Consider the following 18,211-nt stretch of genomic DNA (forward strand, 5'->3'; position numbering starts at 1 on the left):
GAGAGAAACATGTCAAACGACGCCCTTTGCCGCCAGCTCGCGCAGCGCGTGGTTGCGCTGATGAGCGATCCCCGCAAGCCGCTGTGCGCGGTGGAAAACGTCAAATTAATCTACGCCTGTGAAACCTTGCCGCGTACGCCGATGATGTATCAGCCCGGCATTGTGATTCTGTTCCAGGGACGTAAGACCGGCTATCTCGGCAGTACGGTATTTCACTACGATGCCACCAAATATCTGATGCTCACCGTGCCTTTGCCGGTGGAGTGTGAAACTGAAGCCACGCTGGAAGAGCCGCTGGCGGGCATGTGTTTGAGCGTCGATACCGCCAGCTTGCAAGATTTGCTGATGGATATTGGTGACGACGAGCAGTTCCAGCCGCAGGTGCAAACCTCCGGCATTCATTCCGCCTTTATGAGCGATGAAATGCTGTGTGCCGCCGAACGTTTGTTGGATGTGATGAGTAACCCACGCGACGCGCGTGTGCTGGGGCCGCAGTTGGTGCGCGAGATTATCTATTACGTGCTGACTGGCCCAATTGGCGGCGCGCTGCTGTCGCTGGTGAATCGTCAAACGCAGTTCAGCCAAATAGCGCGCGCGTTGCGTCGTATTGAGAATCATTTTGCCGAAAGCCTGAGTGTCGACATGCTGGCGGCGGAAGTGAACATGAGCGTCTCGGCGTTTCATCACAACTTCAAAGCGGTGACGCAAACTTCGCCGCTGCAATATCTCAAACGTTATCGCCTGCATCAGGCGCGACTAATGATGTTGCAGGATGGCATGAAAGCCAGTGCCGCAGCGGTACGCGTTGGTTATGAAAGTCCGTCGCAGTTTTCGCGGGAGTTTAAGCGCTATTTCGGCGTGACGCCGGGAGAAGAGGCGAGCCGCGTGCGCCAAACGGTGCCGATGTTACCGTTTGACGCCGCGTCGTAATCAGGAAACTTTCTGGCGGCGCTTTTTCCAAATCACCACAATGCTGCCCGCCAGGCCAATAAACAGCAGGGCAATCGGCAGCACCATCAGGATCGCCATCACCTGATCTTCATGGCGTTTGATAAATGGCACATGACTGATGCCGAAGCCCAGCGTCACCACGATACCGACCCACAACAAGCCGCTCAGCCAGTTAAACAGCTGGAAGCGACCATTCTTTAAGCCTGAAATCCCGGCCATGGTCGGCAGCAGCGTACGCACAAACGCCAGGAAGCGGCCAACCAGCAGCGCCATCAAGCCGTGACGATCAAACATATTCCACGCGCGCTGGTGATATTGCGCAGGCAGGTGCAATAGCCAGCTTTTGACCAGTTTGGTATTGCCCAGCCAGCGCCCTTGCAGATAACTCAACCAGCAGCCGAGGCTGGCGGCGGTAGTCAGAATCACAATGGTCGGCACGAAATCCATCACGCCTTTGGCAACCATGGCACCGGCTAATAGCAGCAAACTGTCGCCTGGCAGAAACGAGGCCGGCAACAAACCGTTTTCCAGAAATAGCGTTAAAAACATCACGCCGTAGACAATCCACACGACATCAGGATTTCCTAGCGCGGCAAAATCCTGATGCCAAAGCGCCCGGACAATCTCATGTAAAACACCCATCAGCTATTCCATCGAGTCACAAGGATTCTATTTTAACCTTCTGTGGCATGGCATTCGTTGATCTCTCTACGCCGCCACAGCGTGGTTTACCTTCTGTTTAATTTCTTAAGCGTGCAAAGCCGGCTTTAAGGTCAGCCAGTAAATCATCGACATGTTCAAGGCCGATGTGCAGACGCACCAAGGTGCCGGTAAAATCAACGCCGCCCGCCGGGCGAATCGCCGCCAACTCTTCGGGCTGATTGGCCAGAATCAGCGATTCATAGCCGCCCCACGAATAGGCCATGCTGAAGTGATGGAAGTGGTCGAGATAATGCGCCAGCTGCTCAGGGCTCAATTTCTCGTGCAAGATAAAGGAGAACAAACCGCTGCTGCCGCTGAAATCGCGCTGCCAGAATGCGTGGCCTTTACACTGCGCCAATGCCGGATGATTGACGCGCGCCACTTCCGGCTGTGCTGCCAGCCATTCTGCCACCTGCAAACCGCTCTCTTCATGCTGACGTAAACGCGTGCCCAGCGTGCGCAGGCCACGGCTTGCCATATAAGCGGTATCGGCATCGACCATTTGGCCCATCAGATATGAATTTTCACGCAGTTGCGCCCAGCAGCGTTCATTGGCTACCGCAGTACCGATCATCGCGTCGCTGTGACCAATAATGTATTTGGTGCCAGCCTGAATCGAAATATCGATGCCATGCTCCAGCGCGTTAAACAACACGCCCGCCGCCCAGGTATTATCGATCATGATAATGGCGTCAGGCGCTTTAGCGCGCACGGCAGCAACAATGGCCGGAATATCCTGTACTTCCATGGTGATCGACGCCGGGGATTCAAGGAACACCACGCGCGTATTCGGCTGAACCAGCTCACCAATTTCGCTGCCAATGCAGTGATCAAAGTAAGTGGTGGCCACGTTCAGCTTGCTGAGAATTTTAGAGCAGAAATCTTGGGTCGGCTCGTACACCGCGCCGCTGACCAGAATATGGTCGCCGGCTTCGACGAAGGACAAAATGGCGTTGGAAACCGCCGCCGCACCGCATGGATACAGCGCACAACCGGCACCGCCTTCCAGTTCGGTCATCGCATCTTGCAGCGAGAAATGGGTGAGGGTGCCGCGACGACCATAAAACAGTTCGCCTTGCGCACGACCGGCAGTGGCGCGCTTTTTGTCGGCGACGGAGTCAAAAACCAGAGAGGAGGCGCGTTGAATCACGCTGTTAACTGAGCCTTGCGTGTAACGTTTACTGCGTCCCGCTGTGACAAGCTGGGTATCAATTTTTTTCGTTGCCATCACTGCCTATCCTGACATTTCCCACAAAACATCCACGTTACCACGAATCCGCGAACGGGGTTGAGCCTGATTACTGATTATCAGAGTGAGGCCAGTATTGCGCAAAACATCAGCTAAATTGTGGGATTGAATGACATTTTTGGTTTGTAAATAGTAATGAGAACCACTATCACTTCGGTCGTTTTTTTTGCTATGATCCGCGCTTCAATCGTGAACTGTGCAACAGAAGTTGGAGATGCAGCGTGGTAGCCAGTGATTTGATGCAAACGGACCTCTCCGTTTGGGGCATGTATCAGCATGCCGATATCGTGGTAAAGATTGTGATGATTGGCCTGCTATTGGCGTCGGTCGTCACCTGGGCGATTTTCTTCGGCAAATATGCTGAACTCAGCGGGGCGAAGCGTCGTCTGAAACGCGAACACCAAGCGCTGGGCGAAGCCCGATCGTTAAACGATGCTTACCGTGCTGCTGAAAACTTCAAAGGCAACAGCCACAGCGCTGTACTGCTCAATGATGCGAAGAATGAGCTGGAACTCTCAGCGGGTGCTGAAGATCTGGATGGCATTAAAGAGCGCACCAGCTTCCGCCTTGATCGTCGCGTCGCGGCGTTTAGCCGTCATGCCGGTCGCGGCAACGGTTTCCTGGCCACCATCGGTTCCGTCGCACCGTTTATCGGCCTGTTTGGTACCGTTTGGGGCATCATGAACAGCTTTATCGGTATCGCGAAAACGCAAACCACTAACCTCGCTGTAGTTGCGCCGGGCATCGCCGAAGCGCTGTTAGCTACTGCCATTGGCCTGGTTGCCGCGATTCCTGCGGTAGTCATCTACAACGTCTTCGCCCGTATGATTGCCAGCTACAAAGCCTCATTGGGCGATGTTGCCGCGCAAGTGATGTTGCTGCAAAGCCGTGATCTGGATCTCGGCAACGTTGATACCGCGAAAGAAGCCAACCGTCCGGCGGCGGCACAGAAACTGCGCGTAGGATAAGTATTATGGCGATGCGTTTAAACGATGACTCGGTTGGCGATGGCGAAATGCACGAAATCAACGTGACGCCGTTTATCGATGTCATGTTGGTTCTGCTGATCATCTTCATGGTTGCCGCGCCATTAGCCACGGTTGATGTGCGAGTGAATCTGCCTGCCTCCACCAGCGCACCGCAGCCGCGTCCGGAAAAACCGGTTTATCTCTCGATCAAAGAAGATAAGCAGATTTACATCGGTAACGACGCGGTAACCAAAGATACGCTGGTGAACGTGCTGACGGCGCAGACCGAAGGCAAGAAAGACACCACCATCTTCTTCCAGGCGGATAAATCCGTGGATTACGCCACCTTGATGGAAGTGATGGATCAACTGCGCGAAGCCGGATATCTGAAGATCGGCTTGATGGGCATGGAAACAGTTAAGAAGTAATTTTCCACTCCTCAACTCGTAATCGGTCGCCATTCACGGCGGCCTTTTTTTATGCCTGATTCGATTTGTTAATTTTTTGTTACTCTTGGTCGTACTTTTGTAAACTGCAATGGTGAACAAGATCACATCTATTCCTGGCTCCGCAGGCTACAACGGGGGAAAAACCCAGGAAGGACAATATGAGCTCGAGTCACTCTTTACAAAAGTCATCGCAGGGCGGTGCCAAAACTATCTTTAGCGTTACCAGCGGTAACTTCCTTGAGATGTACGATTTCATGGTGTTTGGCTATTACGCTACGGCGATCGCCAAAACCTTTTTCCCCGGAGATGATCCCTTTGCCTCCTTAATGCTCACGCTGATGACCTTTGGCGCGGGCTTCCTGATGCGTCCGCTCGGCGCGATTATCCTCGGCGCGTACATCGATCATCACGGTCGCCGCAAAGGGCTGTTGCTGACGCTGGGATTAATGGCGATTGGTACGCTCACCATTGCGCTGGTGCCGGGTTACGCCACTTTAGGCGCGGCTGCGCCCATCCTGATTCTGCTCGGTCGTTTGCTGCAAGGTTTCTCGGCCGGTGTCGAGTTGGGCGGCGTGTCGGTGTATCTGGCGGAAGTGGCGCCAAAAGGGCGCAAAGGCTTCTACGTCAGCTGGCAATCCGGCAGTCAACAAGTCGCGGTAATCTTCGCGGCGCTGCTGGGATTAGGTCTAAACCATCTGTTAGCGAAAGACGCGGTCACCGAATGGGGCTGGCGTATTCCGTTCGTGGTCGGTTGTATGATCGTGCCGTTCCTGTTCTACATTCGCCGCATGCTGGAAGAGACCGAAGCGTTCAGCCAGCGTAAACACCATCCTTCTATGAGCCAGATTATGCGCTCGGTGGGACAGAACTGGGCGTTGGTATTAGCGGGCATGCTGATGGTGGTCACCACCACCGTGATGTTCTACATGATCACCGCATTTACCCCGACATTCGGTAAAACGGTACTGATGATGAGCGACAAAGAGAGCTTCCTTGTGACGCTGTTTGTCGGGATTTCGAACCTGTTTTGGCTGCCGGTGATGGGCGCGCTTTCCGATCGCATTGGCCGCCGTCCGTTGCTGATCGTTTGCACCATTCTGATGATCGTCACCACCTGGCCGGTGCTGCATTGGCTGGTGGGATCGGCAACCTTCGCGCATCTGGTGGAAGCCGAACTGTGGCTGTCATTCCTGTATGCCAGCTACAACGGTGCGATGGTGGTGTATCTGGCTGAGATCATGCCAGCAGAAGTGCGCGCCTCCGGTTTCTCGTTGGCCTACAGCCTGGCAACCGCGCTGTTTGGCGGCTTTACGCCTGCGGTTTCAAGCTACCTGATTCATGCCACCGGCGATAAAGCGATGCCGGGCGTGTGGCTGTCGTTCGCGGCGGTGTGCGGATTGGTTGGTACATTGCTGATTGGCCGCATGGTGAAACAGTATCAAGCGCAGCACGCTTCCGCTCACCCTAATCCCGTTTAAAATAGTGCTCGATCTGCCCCTTCTCCCGCGTGCGGGAGAAGGTTGGGATGAGGGACCGCGCGCACCTTTTTCCCCAGCGAGCACCCTTCTTCTCCAGCACCCACGCTAAAACGACAAATCCACCACCACGCTATCGGTATAATTCCCCGCCGCGGGCGTGTTCTGTGTCGTCAGAATCTGCGCGGTATAGATGAAATTACGCGTCACGGTATCCGCATTAATCGAACTCGAGGTGGTGCTGCTCCAGCGATCGGTGCCGGTCGGTCCCCAGCGCGAAGTGGTGGTCGTACCTTTATAAATGTCATACGCCAATCGATTGGTGCCGCTGGCCATTTGCCGCGTGGTGCCGCTGTAGTAGCTGCCATTGCTCAATCCCACGGTATAAGTGCTGCCTTTCGAGCACACCACATTGATGGTTTGCTGAATGGTAGAGAACTGGCCGACCAACGGCGCGCTGCCAAAGCTGACGTTAGGTGCCGTAATCGTGGTGCAATCGTTGGTCACCACCAAATTCACCGTAATCGGCATCGCCGTGCCGGTGCTGGATTGCACCGTTCCCACACAGGCACCGGCAACGTTTAACCCCGCACAAACGTTATAACTCACGCTGAGCGTAATCGTAGTGGTGTAAGTGCCCGCCGCAATCACCTGGCCGGGCACGGTGCGGAAATAGAGCGGGATATTGAAGTTGAGACTATTGCCCAATGCCAGCAGTGATGACGAACTCCAGCGATAGCTGCCGCCCTGTTGTAATTCGGTGGCGCAGGCGCTATCGATGCACATCTGGATCGGAATGTTATCGGTGCCGCCGCTGGCGGTTTTCAGCGTGGCACGCGTGCCGGTGAGATTGCTGGCGGTGGTAAAAGCATACGCCACGTAATCGGTGCCCAGCAGCGAAAGTCCGCCGGTGCCGCAGTTAACGTTGGTGGTGCTGGACGTGGTATTCACCGTTGAGCCAACGGAAAAGGTGGTGACCGAGCCAAAGGTGGCGGTTGGCGCAGTCAAACCACAAGCCGCATAGCCCAAGCCGGGCAGCAACAATAGCGTCAGCAATAGCAGAAGCTTTTTCATGGTGAAATCCCTGACTGTGAATTATCGGCATTACTGACGGCGGATCCGGCCGGAGGCGGCGGCAGATCGCAGGTTAGCGGCCCGTAAGTTTGCAGCGCTTTGGGCTGACCGTCGGCGATGGTCAGCTGCGTATCGCAACTGCGTCCATCCGGCGTCGAGACGTGAATCGGGTTATCGGCGCTGAGATTTTCCATCCACACAATGCCATCCCAGCCGACATATTCGGTGGCCTGATTCGGACGCAATACCTGGCTGGAAATCGGCAGCGGCTGACCGTTACGGTCATGCAGTACCACGCTGGCGGCGCGCAGACGTTCAACCGGGAAATTCAGCAGGTAACCGCTTTTGCGCTTCACGGCAAAACGCTGCTCCACTTTGGGCGCAGTGCGATCAGCGGGTAAATCCAGCGTATCAATGTCGTACTTCGCGCCGTAATAGCTGCTGATCGACGGCACCAGCAAATAGCCTTGTTTATCGGTGCGGCCCATTGCCTGGTTTTCATAACGCACCGTGACATCCGGATAATCGGTTTTCACCACCACAAACGCATCGTTGATGTCATTGGCTGCGAACACGCGGTTATCCATCAGCACCAGCGAGCCGGTGAAATCGGCCCATTGCGTGGTGTTGTCGTCATCGCCATAGAATCCGGCTGAGGTATCAATCTTGTTGTTGCGATAGCGCAAGCTGGCCTGACGATAATCGCCGCTGTCGCTGCCTTGATTGGCCCACGCCGCGTCATACGAGAAGCCGCCGTCGGTCGGCATGGCTCGCGACACATACAGGCGCTGATTATTGTTGCCCTGCTGATCGCGCTCGGTGCTGATTGACGCGCTGCTCTGTTCACCGAACGGAATCACCAGCGAAATCGCGCCGCTCCAGTCGCCCTGTTCCTGATCGCGGCTAGCCGAGATATACAAGCTGCTATTACCCCACAGATTTTTACTCCACGACAGATTCATTAAGCGGGTGCGATCGCCGTTGCCGCCGGAGATATCGAAATAGGCCAGGCCGAGGCTGCCATATTCATTCAGTGACACGCTGGCGGTGTACTGCGCACTGCGGCGCGCCAGCGAATAACTGGTGTTGGCGTTATCGCCACGGCTGCCGACCAGCGCAAGGTTGCCGAAATCGGCGCTGCGCAGGATGTGTTGCGTGCCGAGGCTGAACCAACTGTTGTTGTACTGATAACCCCAACTGTATTGCGTGCCAGGATTGCCATCCATTTGGCTCTGCGCCAACGCGCCGTTGATCACCCCCCAACTGCCGAGTTTCACCAATCCGCCCGCGCCGCCCATCGCTACGCTGCTGCTGCCTTCCGCGTGGCTCTCCAACGTTAACCAGTCGTTAAGGCCGTAACGATACGAACCGCTGGCCGCCGCCGCACCGTAATCAAAATTCTGTACGCCGTAATTTTCGCGGATGGCGCCGGCAGAGAACGAATAATCGGATAATCCTTGTTTCAGCAAGCTGCTGGAGACGTAAAACGGCAGCGTGGTGGTGATTTGTCGGCCAACCGCATCGGTGGTGGTGATCACCGCATCACCCGCGCCATTAACGAACGGCACGTTGGTGAGTGACCACGGACCCGGCTGCACATCGGCATTCGCGCTGCGATAGCCGTTGATAAACAGATCGACCGACGAAGGCACCGCCGCCTGACCGGAAAACGCTGGCAGCGGATACGTGACTAAATCGGGTCGCACGCTGAAATCACGACCAACCTGGATTCCGCCGAGGCGCACGCTGTTACTCCAGCTCAACGCATCAGTGACCAAATCCCCGGCGCGCCAGCTGATGGCGGCGTTCTCGTTCTCATTGCTAAACCAGGTATCGTAGCGAATATAGCCTTCCTGCTGGCCCGCTACGCCGCCTTCCAGTTGCTGCACGTAAACGCCATTGGTCGAGAATTGCCCAAGCGGGCCGAAGAAGCGCAGCTCATTCCAACTGGAAAGGCGAGAACCTGCGTTGTCGGTGTGCGTGGCGTAGAAATCATAATTGAGCAGAGCGCCGTTACTGGCGCGACCGGGAAAGCGTGGCGCATTGGTGCTGGCCTGGCCGATGGTCTGGCTCGGCAACCAGCCCGGCGGCACCGTCAGCAGCAGCCGCTGACGGCGTTCGTCGTACTCCACTTTTGCGCCGCTCAGCTGATTGACATCGATCTGCTGGCCTTGCAGTTTGTCCGCTGGAATCCCGGCACGTTGCAAATCGCCGCGACGTAGCCAGAAATCACCATTCTTACGTTCTACCGGCACGATGTCGCCACGCTCACCTTGGTTCACCACCAGTTCCAGCATGTATTGCTGGCCGCTGGCATTATTCTCCAGCGCAGGCGGCGGTGGCAGCTCGGAGAAGGTCTCCGCGCTGCTGGTCATCGGGCTGATACACAACACGCTGGCAACCGCCAACGCGCAAGGATGCGGCGTTAACTTCATCAACGCGCGGCAGCGCTGCTCCAATGGCCTTTATTCATCTCGGCCGAAAGCTCGCCGCTCACGCTGCTGTTCAACGGCCAGCGATTGCTGCTGTTGGCCAGCACATAGCCGAACAAACCGTTGCCAAGCGGACGTCCACCAATGGTGACGTTGCTTAACCGCGCGTGACCGTTGCCGCGATTGGTCAGCTCTAAATAGCGTTTGCCGCCGCTGTTCACCTCATGCCAGCTCAGTTGCGGCTTGGCGCTGTCACGCGTTACGCCGCTGCCATAGACAAACAGCGGCACCGAATAACGCATTTGGAAGGTCAGTCCGGCCTGATTTTCGCCCGGCGTACGCGGTGTAGGAATCTCATCCAACACCACGCGATACGACATCTCGCGCCCGGTTTCTGGCTGCGCTTGTTTAATCAGACGCACCAACTGTTTTTGCCCTGGTTCAAGGCGCACCATCGGCGGACTCGCCACCACTTGTTGCTGGGTTTGATACTGTTCCTGGCCGTTAACCTGCTGCCAGCTAAAGATGCGCACTTGCATCATGGTGGTGGCGTTACCGCGATTCTCCAGCCATAGCTCGCTGGCTTTCTCATCCGGATCAATTGCCGGGTCAATCGGCCAAACCATCAAGGAATTAGCGGCGTGGACAGCGGGCGTTAGGGCCACGAGTAGCAACAGGAATAGGGCGCGCAGGCTCATGATTCAGTTATCCTTCTTATTGACGCCGTCACCAACTCAGCGTGACGGTTAAGGTGTCGGTATAGGTCCCGGCGCGCGTTGGGCCGGGCAGGGTTAATAGGCCGTAAATCGGCAAAGTAATGTTATTGGCGTTGCTGTAACTCAGTGCCACAGCGCTGTTCACCGGAATGGCGGTGGAGTGCGCCGCGTTGGAGTACAAGCTGTACGGTACGGTATTGGTGTTGCCGGCGATTTTGAGGTTGCGCGTGGTGGTGTAATTCGATCCGCCATTGATGCTCATACTCACGGCGGTGCCTGGCGTGCAGGCAAGGGTGATGGTGGTGCTTTGCACATAGCTGGCGCTGACGCTGCTGGTGGCGACGCCAGATTGGGTGCCGAAATTAAGCGTGCCAAACACTCCGGTATTGGTACCGGAGACGACACAGCCTGCCACTACTGATGCTGACACCTGAAAGGTTGCAGTCGGCAACCCCCAAGCGGAGACGCTCCCTATCAGCAGGGCCAGGCCGCCTGCACTGTGCATCCATCGCTGCACCACGGCCACCCTGATTACCCCGATACGATCCTCAGTAATTCACCGCCACATTAATGGTGTCGGTATAAGTACCTGCTGGGATCAGCGGGTTGAAGCCGCCGCCGACCACGCGACCATAAATGGCGTAGTTGGTGCCAAGCGTTGGGTCGGTGGTGCCGCTGGCGGCAATGTTGGTGTTATTGGCGATGGCGGTGGTGAACGCGGCGTCGCTATACAGCGTATAAGCAATGCCTTGCGTGTTGTTGGAGCCGAGGATCAGGTAGCGCGGTTGGCCGCTGACCGTACCAAACACGGTAGCCGGTGCGGCGTTACTGCTGGTGACCTGCACGTTAAACGTTTGCCCAGTGGTGCAGCGCACAAAAATACCGTTACCGGCAGCGCCTACCAGGGTGGCGTTTAGGGTATCGAAGGTGGCAGCGCTGCTACCAAAGTTCAGAGTACCGAAGTTCACCCCAGTAGTAGCGGATTGACCGTTGACCAAACAACCGGTGGTCAACGTCAACGTGGCATTGATGGTTCCCGTTGTGGTGGCGGCAAAAACAGCGGTCGGAGCAAGCGCGGCGCTTAGGCTGGTAGCCACAAGAAAAAGCTTGAGTTTCATAATCATTCCTTACTGATTATCCAAGGTCAGTGCTTTTTCACCTGGTCATTCATTTATGAAAACACATCCGAAATCAAACAAGAGCCGGAATCGGCCAGACAACCTAAGCGCCTACCGCCTAAGAAAATTCTTAGATGGTGGGTTAATGATTTATATCAGTTTTCTTTACTATAGATCAGCAAATCAGCGCTTGTGCGGCTGGGGTTCACTTTTTCACTAATCAATTCACGCTTTTCGCCGATAACTCAGTAATAACAAGGGGTGGCGACCGGTTAAAAAAACTAAACAACCAAGGTTTCCTCCCTCTACCGCGCGCTTCGGTTCAATGCTATGTTCGTGCATTAATCAGATATTATTAATTTTTCTCTCGACGACCGACGATGAAAATAAAAATAACTCGCCGCGTAGCTCCAGATTTGTCTGGTGCGGATTTTTGTTGAGCGGTGCCGCAAGTGGTCATTAATTGCCCTAATCGGCGCCTTATCATCCTTGTTCAAATTTAACGACACAGCACCCGTTTTACCGCGGGCAGAATTAGGAGCGCACATGCTGCTGGTTACCTGGGATAGCGTTCTGGTTACCGTTTCACTGATTGTGGCGTTTATCGCCGCCTTTACTGCGTTGGATAGCGCCGGGCGCGTTGCCGTATCGCGCGGTTACGTCGCGAAATTGTGGTTAGTCGGCGGTGGTACGGCGATGGGCATCGGCGTATGGGCGATGCACTTTATTGGCATGCTGGCGATGATGATGCCGATGACCATGCGCTACGACATTTCCCTCACCGCCATCTCATTGCTGGTGGCGATTGTGGCGTCGATTTTCGCGTTGGCGCAGGGCGTTCGCGGCAGTCATCTCACCCGACGTCGGCTATTACGCGGCACGATTATTCTCGGCAGCGGCGTGGTGGCGATGCACTTTATCGGCATGAACGCCTTGCTGATCGAACCGGCGATTCGCTGGGATTATCGGCTAGTATCGCTGTCGGTGATTGTGGCCTATGCCGCCTCTGGCGTGGCGCTGTGGCTGGCTTTCCATCTGCGTCAGGGCGAAGGGCTGTTAATGATGCGCGCCTGCGCGGCGCTGGTGATGGGAATTGCCATCGCGGGCATGCATTACATCGGCATGGCGGCGGCTGAGTTTCATAACATGAGCAGCATGCAGCATCACGGTGCCAGCCAGGAAGGGTTAGCGGTATGGGTGACCATTATTACGCTCAGTATTTTAGGGTTAACGCTGTTGATCTCAATGCTGGATGCGCAACTGCGCGCCGCCCGCCTGGCAGCCAAGCTCAAACGTGCCAACAGTGAACTGCGCCAGTTGGCGATGCATGACAATCTCACCGCGCTGCCGAATCGCGTGATGCTGGAACAGAAACTGACCGAGCAGATCAAACAGGCCACGCTGGAAGATGGCAATTTTGCGCTGATGTTCATGGATCTCGATGGCTTTAAAGCGGTCAACGATACCTGGGGTCATCATGTTGGCGATCGTTTACTGATCGCCGTCGCCGAACGTTTACGCGTGCAATTAGATGAAGAGATTCTGCTGGCGCGGCTTGGCGGTGATGAGTTCGTGTTGCTGTGCCCACAATGTAATACGTTGCAGGCGGCGGCATTGGCACAAAAACTGGTACAGGTGATTGATGCGCCGTTTGACCTCGACCGCTATTCGCTGCGCGTGTCGCTCAGCGTCGGTATTGTGGTGTTCCCGCTGCACGGTCGCAGCCAGCAAGAGATGATGTTCAACGCCGATTCCGCCATGTATCACACCAAACACAGCGGTCGTAACGGTTGGAGCCTGTTTGAACCGGCGATGAGCGCGGTGGCGCAGCATCAATTAGCGCTGGCTAATGATTTGTGGAACGCGCTGGAATATCAGGAAATGCGCCTGTTCTATCAGCCCAAATTCCGCGCCGAAGGCACGGTTTTAATGGGCTTTGAGGCGCTACTGCGCTGGCAACATCCACGTCGTGGATTACTGATGCCGGATATGTTCCTCGCGCGCGCAGAGAAGACCGGGCAGATCGTCGCGCTGGGCAATTGGGTAATCAACGAAGCCTGTCGTCAACTCAAGCAGTGGCACGATGAAGGTAACCGCGACTGGAGTGTGTCGGTGAATCTCTCGGCGCTGCAATTCCAGCAGCGTGATTTGATCGAAAGCCTGCGTCAGGCATTACAACGCTTTCAGATCCCGGAAGGCGCATTGATGTTGGAGATTACCGAGAACATCGCGATGCGCGATCCGCAATTCAGCCAAGAGCGCATCGCTGAATTGCATCGCTTAGGCGTCAAAGTGGCGATTGATAATTTCGGCATCGGTTACGCCAATCTGCTGCACTTGCGGCATTTGGAAGCCAGTGAGTTGAAAATTGATCGCGCCTTTGTGAATAGCTTACGTGCCGACAGCGAAGATGCCACGGTGGTTACGGCGATGTTGACGCTGGCACGCACGCTCAATTTGCGCATGGTGGCGGAAGGCGTCGAAACCGAGGAGCAGCAGCGTTTACTCACCGGTTTGGGTTTCGACACGCTGCAAGGATATTTGCTCGGCAAGCCAACACCGGCCGATCGTATCGGTGAATTTACCGCTGCGCTTAAAATGCCGTTAGCCTTTGCGGACAACGTAGTACCGCTGGCAGGGGCGCAATAAACAGTTTTTATTTTCTTCCGCATCGGAAGGTTTCATCGTTCAAAGACTCAAATCGGCAGCGATCCTGCCGATATTCCTACTATAAAACCAATAGATCTCATCTTTTTCGTTAACACCACAGCTGACTTACAACGGCTTTAACTTGGGAAATCACTATGTTAGTGACTTCGTACGACTCGTTCACCGTCATCGTCTCGATTTTAGTGGCGATGCTGGCTTCGTTTACCGCGCTGGATATGGCGGGACGCGTGGCCTCCTCAACCGGCAAGGTGGCGCTGGTTTGGTTACTCGGCGGTGGATTCGCCATGGGCGTCGGCATTTGGGCGATGCACTTCATCGGCATGCTGTCGATGAGTCTCGACATGGTGATGAGTTACGATCCAACGCTGACCGTCACCTCGATGGTGGTGGCGGTGCTGGCGTCGGTATTCGCCTTGTGGCTGGTGTGTTCGACGCCGACCTTGCCGTGGCGGCGCTTGTGCGGCGGCGCATTCGTGCTGGGTTCTGGCGTGGTGGCAATGCACTATACCGGCATGGCGGCGCTGATGTTTTCACCGGGCATCACCTGGAACTGGAACTGGGTGGCGGCTTCGGTGGCGATTGCTTTGGTGGCGTCGGGTGCTGCGTTGTGGCTGGCGTTTAACCTGCGTGAAGGGCATGGACGCATCGCAATACTGCGTTTAGGCGCCTCGGTGGTGATGGGCTGTGCGATTGCCGGCATGCATTACACCGGTATGGCGGCGGCCAACTTCCCAGAACACAGCCACGCTACGCATATGGGCGTCAACAGCAACTGGCTGGCGGTGGTGGTTACCGTGGTGACGCTGTCGATCCTTGGCATCACGTTGCTGGTTTCGATGCTCGACGCACGCATGCAGGCGCGCACCTCGATCCTCGCCCATTCGCTGGCGGAAGCCAACCGTGAGCTGGCGCAACTGGCGCTGCACGATAACTTAACGCGTCTGCCAAACCGCATTCTGTTGGAAGATCGCCTGGAACAAGCCATCAACAAAGCTAACCGCGAGAAGTCGCAGTTCGCGCTGATGTTCATGGATCTCGACGGCTTCAAAGCGGTCAACGATGCGTTTGGTCACCACGTCGGCGACAACTTGTTGATCGGTGTTACCGAGCGTATGACCGACCACATGAAAGGGCACTACACACTGGCGCGTATGGGCGGCGATGAGTTTGTCTTGCTGCTGGAAATTGACGATCCCAACGATGCCGCCGCGGTGGCTGATACGCTGGTGAAAGCAGTGGATCGCCCATTCAACATTTCGCGTTACGAGTTGGTGGTATCGCTGAGTATTGGTATCGCGGTCTATCCTGGCGACGGTAAAGACGAGCGTGAATTGATGTTCAACGCCGATGCCGCCATGTATCACACCAAAAACAACGGTCGTAACGGCTATACCTTCTTCCAGCCGTCGATGAACACGCTGGCGCAGTCGCAGTTACAGCTGAATAACGATCTGTGGCAAGCGCTGGATAATCAAGAGTTGCGCCTGTTTTATCAGCCAAAATATTGCGCGCCGAGCGGCCCAATCCTCGGATTTGAAGCGTTGCTGCGCTGGCAGCATCCCTCGCGCGGTTTGCTGGCGCCCGATGCTTTCCTGCCGATGGCCGAGAAAACCGGCATGATCATTAACATCGGTAATTGGGTGATCAACGAAGCCTGCCGCCAGCTGCGTTCCTGGCATTTACAAGGCCATCCACATTGGTCGGTGGCGGTGAACCTGTCGGCGCTGCAATTTGAGCAAAATAATCTGGTGGAAACTGTCACCCAGGCGCTGGCGCAGCATCAAATCCCGGCAGAATTACTGACGCTGGAAGTGACCGAAACTACCGCGATGCGCGACCCGGAAGAGAGCGTGCGCATCCTGACCGAATTGACCAATATGGGCGTCAAAGCCTCGATTGATGACTTTGGCACCGGTTACTCCAGCTTGCTTTATCTCAAGCGTTTACCGGCCAGCGAACTGAAAATCGACCGCGCGTTTGTTAACGAACTGCAAGCCAAATCGGAAGATGCCACCATCGTTTCTGCGATTGTGGCGCTGGCGCAATCGCTGGATCTCAAAGTGGTGGCCGAAGGGGTGGAAACCCAGGATCAACAGGCGTTTCTTACCGGTTTGGGCTGCGACACCTTGCAGGGCTATTTGCTGGGAAAACCGGTGCCGCCGGAGCGTATTGGTGAACTGCCGAACTTCTTTACAGTTGAAGAGAACGAGGCTGAATTAATCCGCATGCCTTAATCCCTATTCATTCCCTCTCTCGCTTGCCGGAGAGTTGCACCCTGCATTCATTCCCTCTCCCGCTTGCGGGAGAGGGTTAGGGTGAGGGAAACTAGCCGCCAAATCCTCTACATCGGAGTTCGGGTGGCGAAATATCAGCAGTTAGTGGACAAGCTGCGCACGCAAATGGAAGCGCGAATTTGGCCGCCGGGCGAGAAATTGCCGTCGCTACGCCAACAGGCGGAGCAGAGCGGTCTAAGTCTGATGACGGTGATGCACGCCTATGAAGTGCTGGAGAGCCAAGGCTGGATTGTCTCGAAGCCGCAATCGGGTTATTACGTCGCTCCACGTGCTGCCGAAAGCCGCCCACGTTTGCCTACTCAGGAAATCGCCAAAACCGATCAGGCCGATACCAACAGCTTTGTGTTTGATGTGCTGCAAGCCACACGCAATCCCGCCATCATGCCGTTTGGCTCAGCTTTCCCCGATCCGGAACTGTTTCCACAGCGTCAGTTGATGCGCTCGCTGGTCAAAGTCTCGCACAACCTGAAACCCACCGATGCGCTCAACAACTTGCCGCCGGGCAATGAAGCGCTGCGTAAAATCCTCGCCCAGCGCTATGCACAGCAAGGCATCACACTGTCGCCGGATGACATTGTCATCACCAACGGTGCGATGGAAGCGCTCAATCTCAGTCTGCAAGCGGTGACTGAACCGGGCGATTGGGTGATTCTGGAAAATCCTTCTTTCTATGGCGCGCTGCAGGCAATTGAGCGCCTCAAACTGAATGCGATTGCCATCGCCAGCGATGTTGAAAACGGCATGGATGTTGATGAGTTGGAGCAAGCTTTGCAGCGTTGGCCGGTGAAAGCCTGCTGGTTGATGACCAATCGACAAAATCCGCTCGGCTTTACCTTGAGTGCAGAACGGAAACAGCAGCTGGTGGCGTTATTGGCGCGCTACAACGTGGCGATGATTGAAGACGATGTGTATGGCGATTTGTACGAAGGTCACGACAAGCCGTTGCCCGCCAAAGCCTTTGATGTCGATGGCAATGTGTTGCACTGCGGCAGTTTCTCGAAGAATCTGGTGGCGGGATTTCGCGTCGGTTGGGTGGCGGCGGGACGCCATGCGCAACGCGTGCAGCGCATTCAGCTGATGAGCACACTGTCGACCAGCGCGCCGATGCAACTCGCGCTCGCCGATTTTCTCAGCACCCGCAGTTACGACACCCATTTGAAGAAGCTGCGCCAAACGCTGGCGAAGCGTAAGCAGTTGGCGCAACAGACGCTGCGTCGAGTATTGCCGCCTGAAGCGGGGATCAGCGACACGCCGGGCGGTTATTTTCTGTGGATCACGCTGCCTGCGCACATCAACAGCACGCAGCTTTATCATCTGGCGTTAGCGCAAGGCATTAGCATTGCACCGGGCCAGCTGTTTTCCAGCAGCGAAGGATTCGCCCACTGCTTCCGTTTCAACACCGCCTGGCCGTGGGATGCCCGCGCCGAAGCGGCGGTGGAAACGTTGGGGCGTTTGATTGGCGAGTTAGATCAGTAAATCAAACCGTGGCGGCCTGCTTGTGGCCCCACGTCAGATAATAGACATCGTAGAAATCCACTTCGCCTTTCTGCTTGATTAAGCGATCAATGCCGCTACGCACGCGATCCGGCGTGTTGGGATTATCGAGAATTTTGTCCAGTGCCTGCTGGGAAACCGGCTGTACGTAATACCATTCACCGTTGTAACAAACGCGCAGATCCAGCGTATCAATGTCTTCAAAGCGGTATTTCGGGTTGATGTCCATCAGCATCAGGAAGCTCATCACCAACACAAAGGCGGTGGCAAACCAGAACGCCGGCCAGCCGAGCATCTCGGTGGAGAAGATCAATGCCACGCACAATGCGTAACAGAGATACATGATTGCCCAAAGTCCCGGATGGGTTTTAAGGAAAGAAAAGCTAAAGCGCGGCAGGTTATCGCGCTGGCCTTCACGGTTCAGCGTGGCGATTTCGTCGAGCAGGATTTGTTTGATCGCGTCCATTGTTCACCTCTAATTTTCACTGCCTGCCAGTAAAGCACATAACAGTGAAGCGAATTAGAGACAGATTTGCGGTGATTTTTTATAACAGTTTGGGTGGGAGCGTGTTGTCCCTCACCCCAGCCCTCTCCCGCAAGCAGGAGAGGGGGCAGATCG

The 18,211-nt window shown here is 55.6% G+C and carries 15 protein-coding genes; 7 read left to right on the plus strand and 8 right to left on the minus strand.

What is annotated here, in order from left to right; all coding sequences use genetic code 11:
* Positions 1–9 precede the first annotated feature (9 nt).
* The gene (locus ABDW13_RS02105) at positions 10–930 is read left to right on the plus strand and encodes an AraC family transcriptional regulator (protein ID WP_343550749.1); all 921 of its coding nucleotides are present in this window, start codon (positions 10–12) and stop codon (positions 928–930) included.
* On the opposite strand, the gene ABDW13_RS02110 is transcribed toward ABDW13_RS02105, so the two are convergent.
* Both ABDW13_RS02110 and metC read right to left on the minus strand, forming a co-directional pair.
* Positions 931–1,593: a DedA family protein gene (locus tag ABDW13_RS02110; protein ID WP_343550750.1), complete on the minus strand. Its 663-nt coding sequence runs from the start codon at positions 1,591–1,593 to the stop codon at positions 931–933.
* A 97-nt stretch (positions 1,594–1,690) separates the two neighbouring features.
* Positions 1,691–2,881, minus strand: a complete 1,191-nt coding sequence (metC, locus tag ABDW13_RS02115; protein ID WP_343550751.1) for a cystathionine beta-lyase — start codon at positions 2,879–2,881, stop codon at positions 1,691–1,693.
* A 260-nt stretch (positions 2,882–3,141) separates the two neighbouring features.
* Between metC and exbB the strand changes: the two genes are divergently transcribed.
* From exbB to ABDW13_RS02130, 3 genes are all read left to right on the plus strand, one after another.
* Entirely contained in the window at positions 3,142–3,870 is a 729-nt protein-coding gene (gene exbB, locus ABDW13_RS02120) for a tol-pal system-associated acyl-CoA thioesterase (protein WP_343550929.1), read from the plus strand.
* Positions 3,871–3,875: 5 nt separating this feature from the next.
* Positions 3,876–4,298: a TonB system transport protein ExbD gene (gene exbD / locus ABDW13_RS02125; RefSeq protein WP_343550752.1), complete on the plus strand. Its 423-nt coding sequence runs from the start codon at positions 3,876–3,878 to the stop codon at positions 4,296–4,298.
* Between the two features lie 179 nt (positions 4,299–4,477).
* The gene (locus tag ABDW13_RS02130) at positions 4,478–5,797 is read left to right on the plus strand and encodes an MFS transporter (protein WP_343550753.1); all 1,320 of its coding nucleotides are present in this window, start codon (positions 4,478–4,480) and stop codon (positions 5,795–5,797) included.
* 105 nt (positions 5,798–5,902) lie between these two features.
* Here ABDW13_RS02130 and ABDW13_RS02135 read toward each other — a convergent pair whose 3' ends face one another.
* Genes ABDW13_RS02135 through ABDW13_RS02155 form a run of 5 tightly spaced genes read right to left on the minus strand, consistent with a single transcriptional unit; the run spans position 5,903 to position 11,134 of the window.
* Positions 5,903–6,868 (minus strand): spore coat U domain-containing protein, encoded by a 966-nt coding sequence (locus ABDW13_RS02135; RefSeq protein ID WP_343550754.1) that lies wholly within the window; start codon positions 6,866–6,868, stop codon positions 5,903–5,905.
* A complete protein-coding gene (locus tag ABDW13_RS02140; RefSeq protein ID WP_343550755.1) occupies positions 6,865–9,303 on the minus strand; it encodes a fimbria/pilus outer membrane usher protein in 2,439 nt (812 codons plus the stop codon). Before ABDW13_RS02140 ends, ABDW13_RS02135 begins: the two co-directional genes overlap by 4 nt.
* Positions 9,303–9,998: a molecular chaperone gene (locus tag ABDW13_RS02145; RefSeq protein WP_343550756.1), complete on the minus strand. Its 696-nt coding sequence runs from the start codon at positions 9,996–9,998 to the stop codon at positions 9,303–9,305. The genes ABDW13_RS02140 and ABDW13_RS02145 overlap by 1 nt, the downstream gene beginning before the upstream one ends.
* 28 nt (positions 9,999–10,026) lie before the next feature.
* Positions 10,027–10,521, minus strand: a complete 495-nt coding sequence (locus tag ABDW13_RS02150; protein ID WP_343550930.1) for a spore coat U domain-containing protein — start codon at positions 10,519–10,521, stop codon at positions 10,027–10,029.
* Positions 10,522–10,564: 43 nt separating this feature from the next.
* Positions 10,565–11,134 (minus strand): spore coat protein U domain-containing protein, encoded by a 570-nt coding sequence (locus tag ABDW13_RS02155; RefSeq protein WP_343550757.1) that lies wholly within the window; start codon positions 11,132–11,134, stop codon positions 10,565–10,567.
* A 546-nt stretch (positions 11,135–11,680) separates the two neighbouring features.
* On the opposite strand from ABDW13_RS02155, the gene ABDW13_RS02160 reads away from it, so the two are divergent.
* From ABDW13_RS02160 to ABDW13_RS02170, 3 genes are all read left to right on the plus strand, one after another.
* Positions 11,681–13,783, plus strand: coding sequence for an EAL domain-containing protein (locus ABDW13_RS02160; protein WP_343550758.1), 2,103 nt, complete (start codon positions 11,681–11,683; stop codon positions 13,781–13,783).
* 155 nt (positions 13,784–13,938) lie between these two features.
* Positions 13,939–16,038 carry a bifunctional diguanylate cyclase/phosphodiesterase gene (locus ABDW13_RS02165; protein ID WP_343550759.1) on the plus strand — a complete coding sequence of 700 codons (2,100 nt, stop codon included), beginning with the start codon at positions 13,939–13,941 and terminating at the stop codon, positions 16,036–16,038.
* Between the two features lie 123 nt (positions 16,039–16,161).
* Entirely contained in the window at positions 16,162–17,574 is a 1,413-nt protein-coding gene (locus ABDW13_RS02170) for a PLP-dependent aminotransferase family protein (RefSeq protein ID WP_343550931.1), read from the plus strand.
* Between the two features lies 1 nt (position 17,575).
* On the opposite strand, the gene ABDW13_RS02175 is transcribed toward ABDW13_RS02170, so the two are convergent.
* Positions 17,576–18,058, minus strand: a complete 483-nt coding sequence (locus tag ABDW13_RS02175) for a YlaC family protein (RefSeq protein ID WP_343550760.1) — start codon at positions 18,056–18,058, stop codon at positions 17,576–17,578.
* Positions 18,059–18,211: the final 153 nt, after the last annotated feature.

Source organism: Pantoea sp. (genome assembly GCF_039594315.1).
Lineage (GTDB): Bacteria > Pseudomonadota > Gammaproteobacteria > Enterobacterales > Enterobacteriaceae > Pantoea.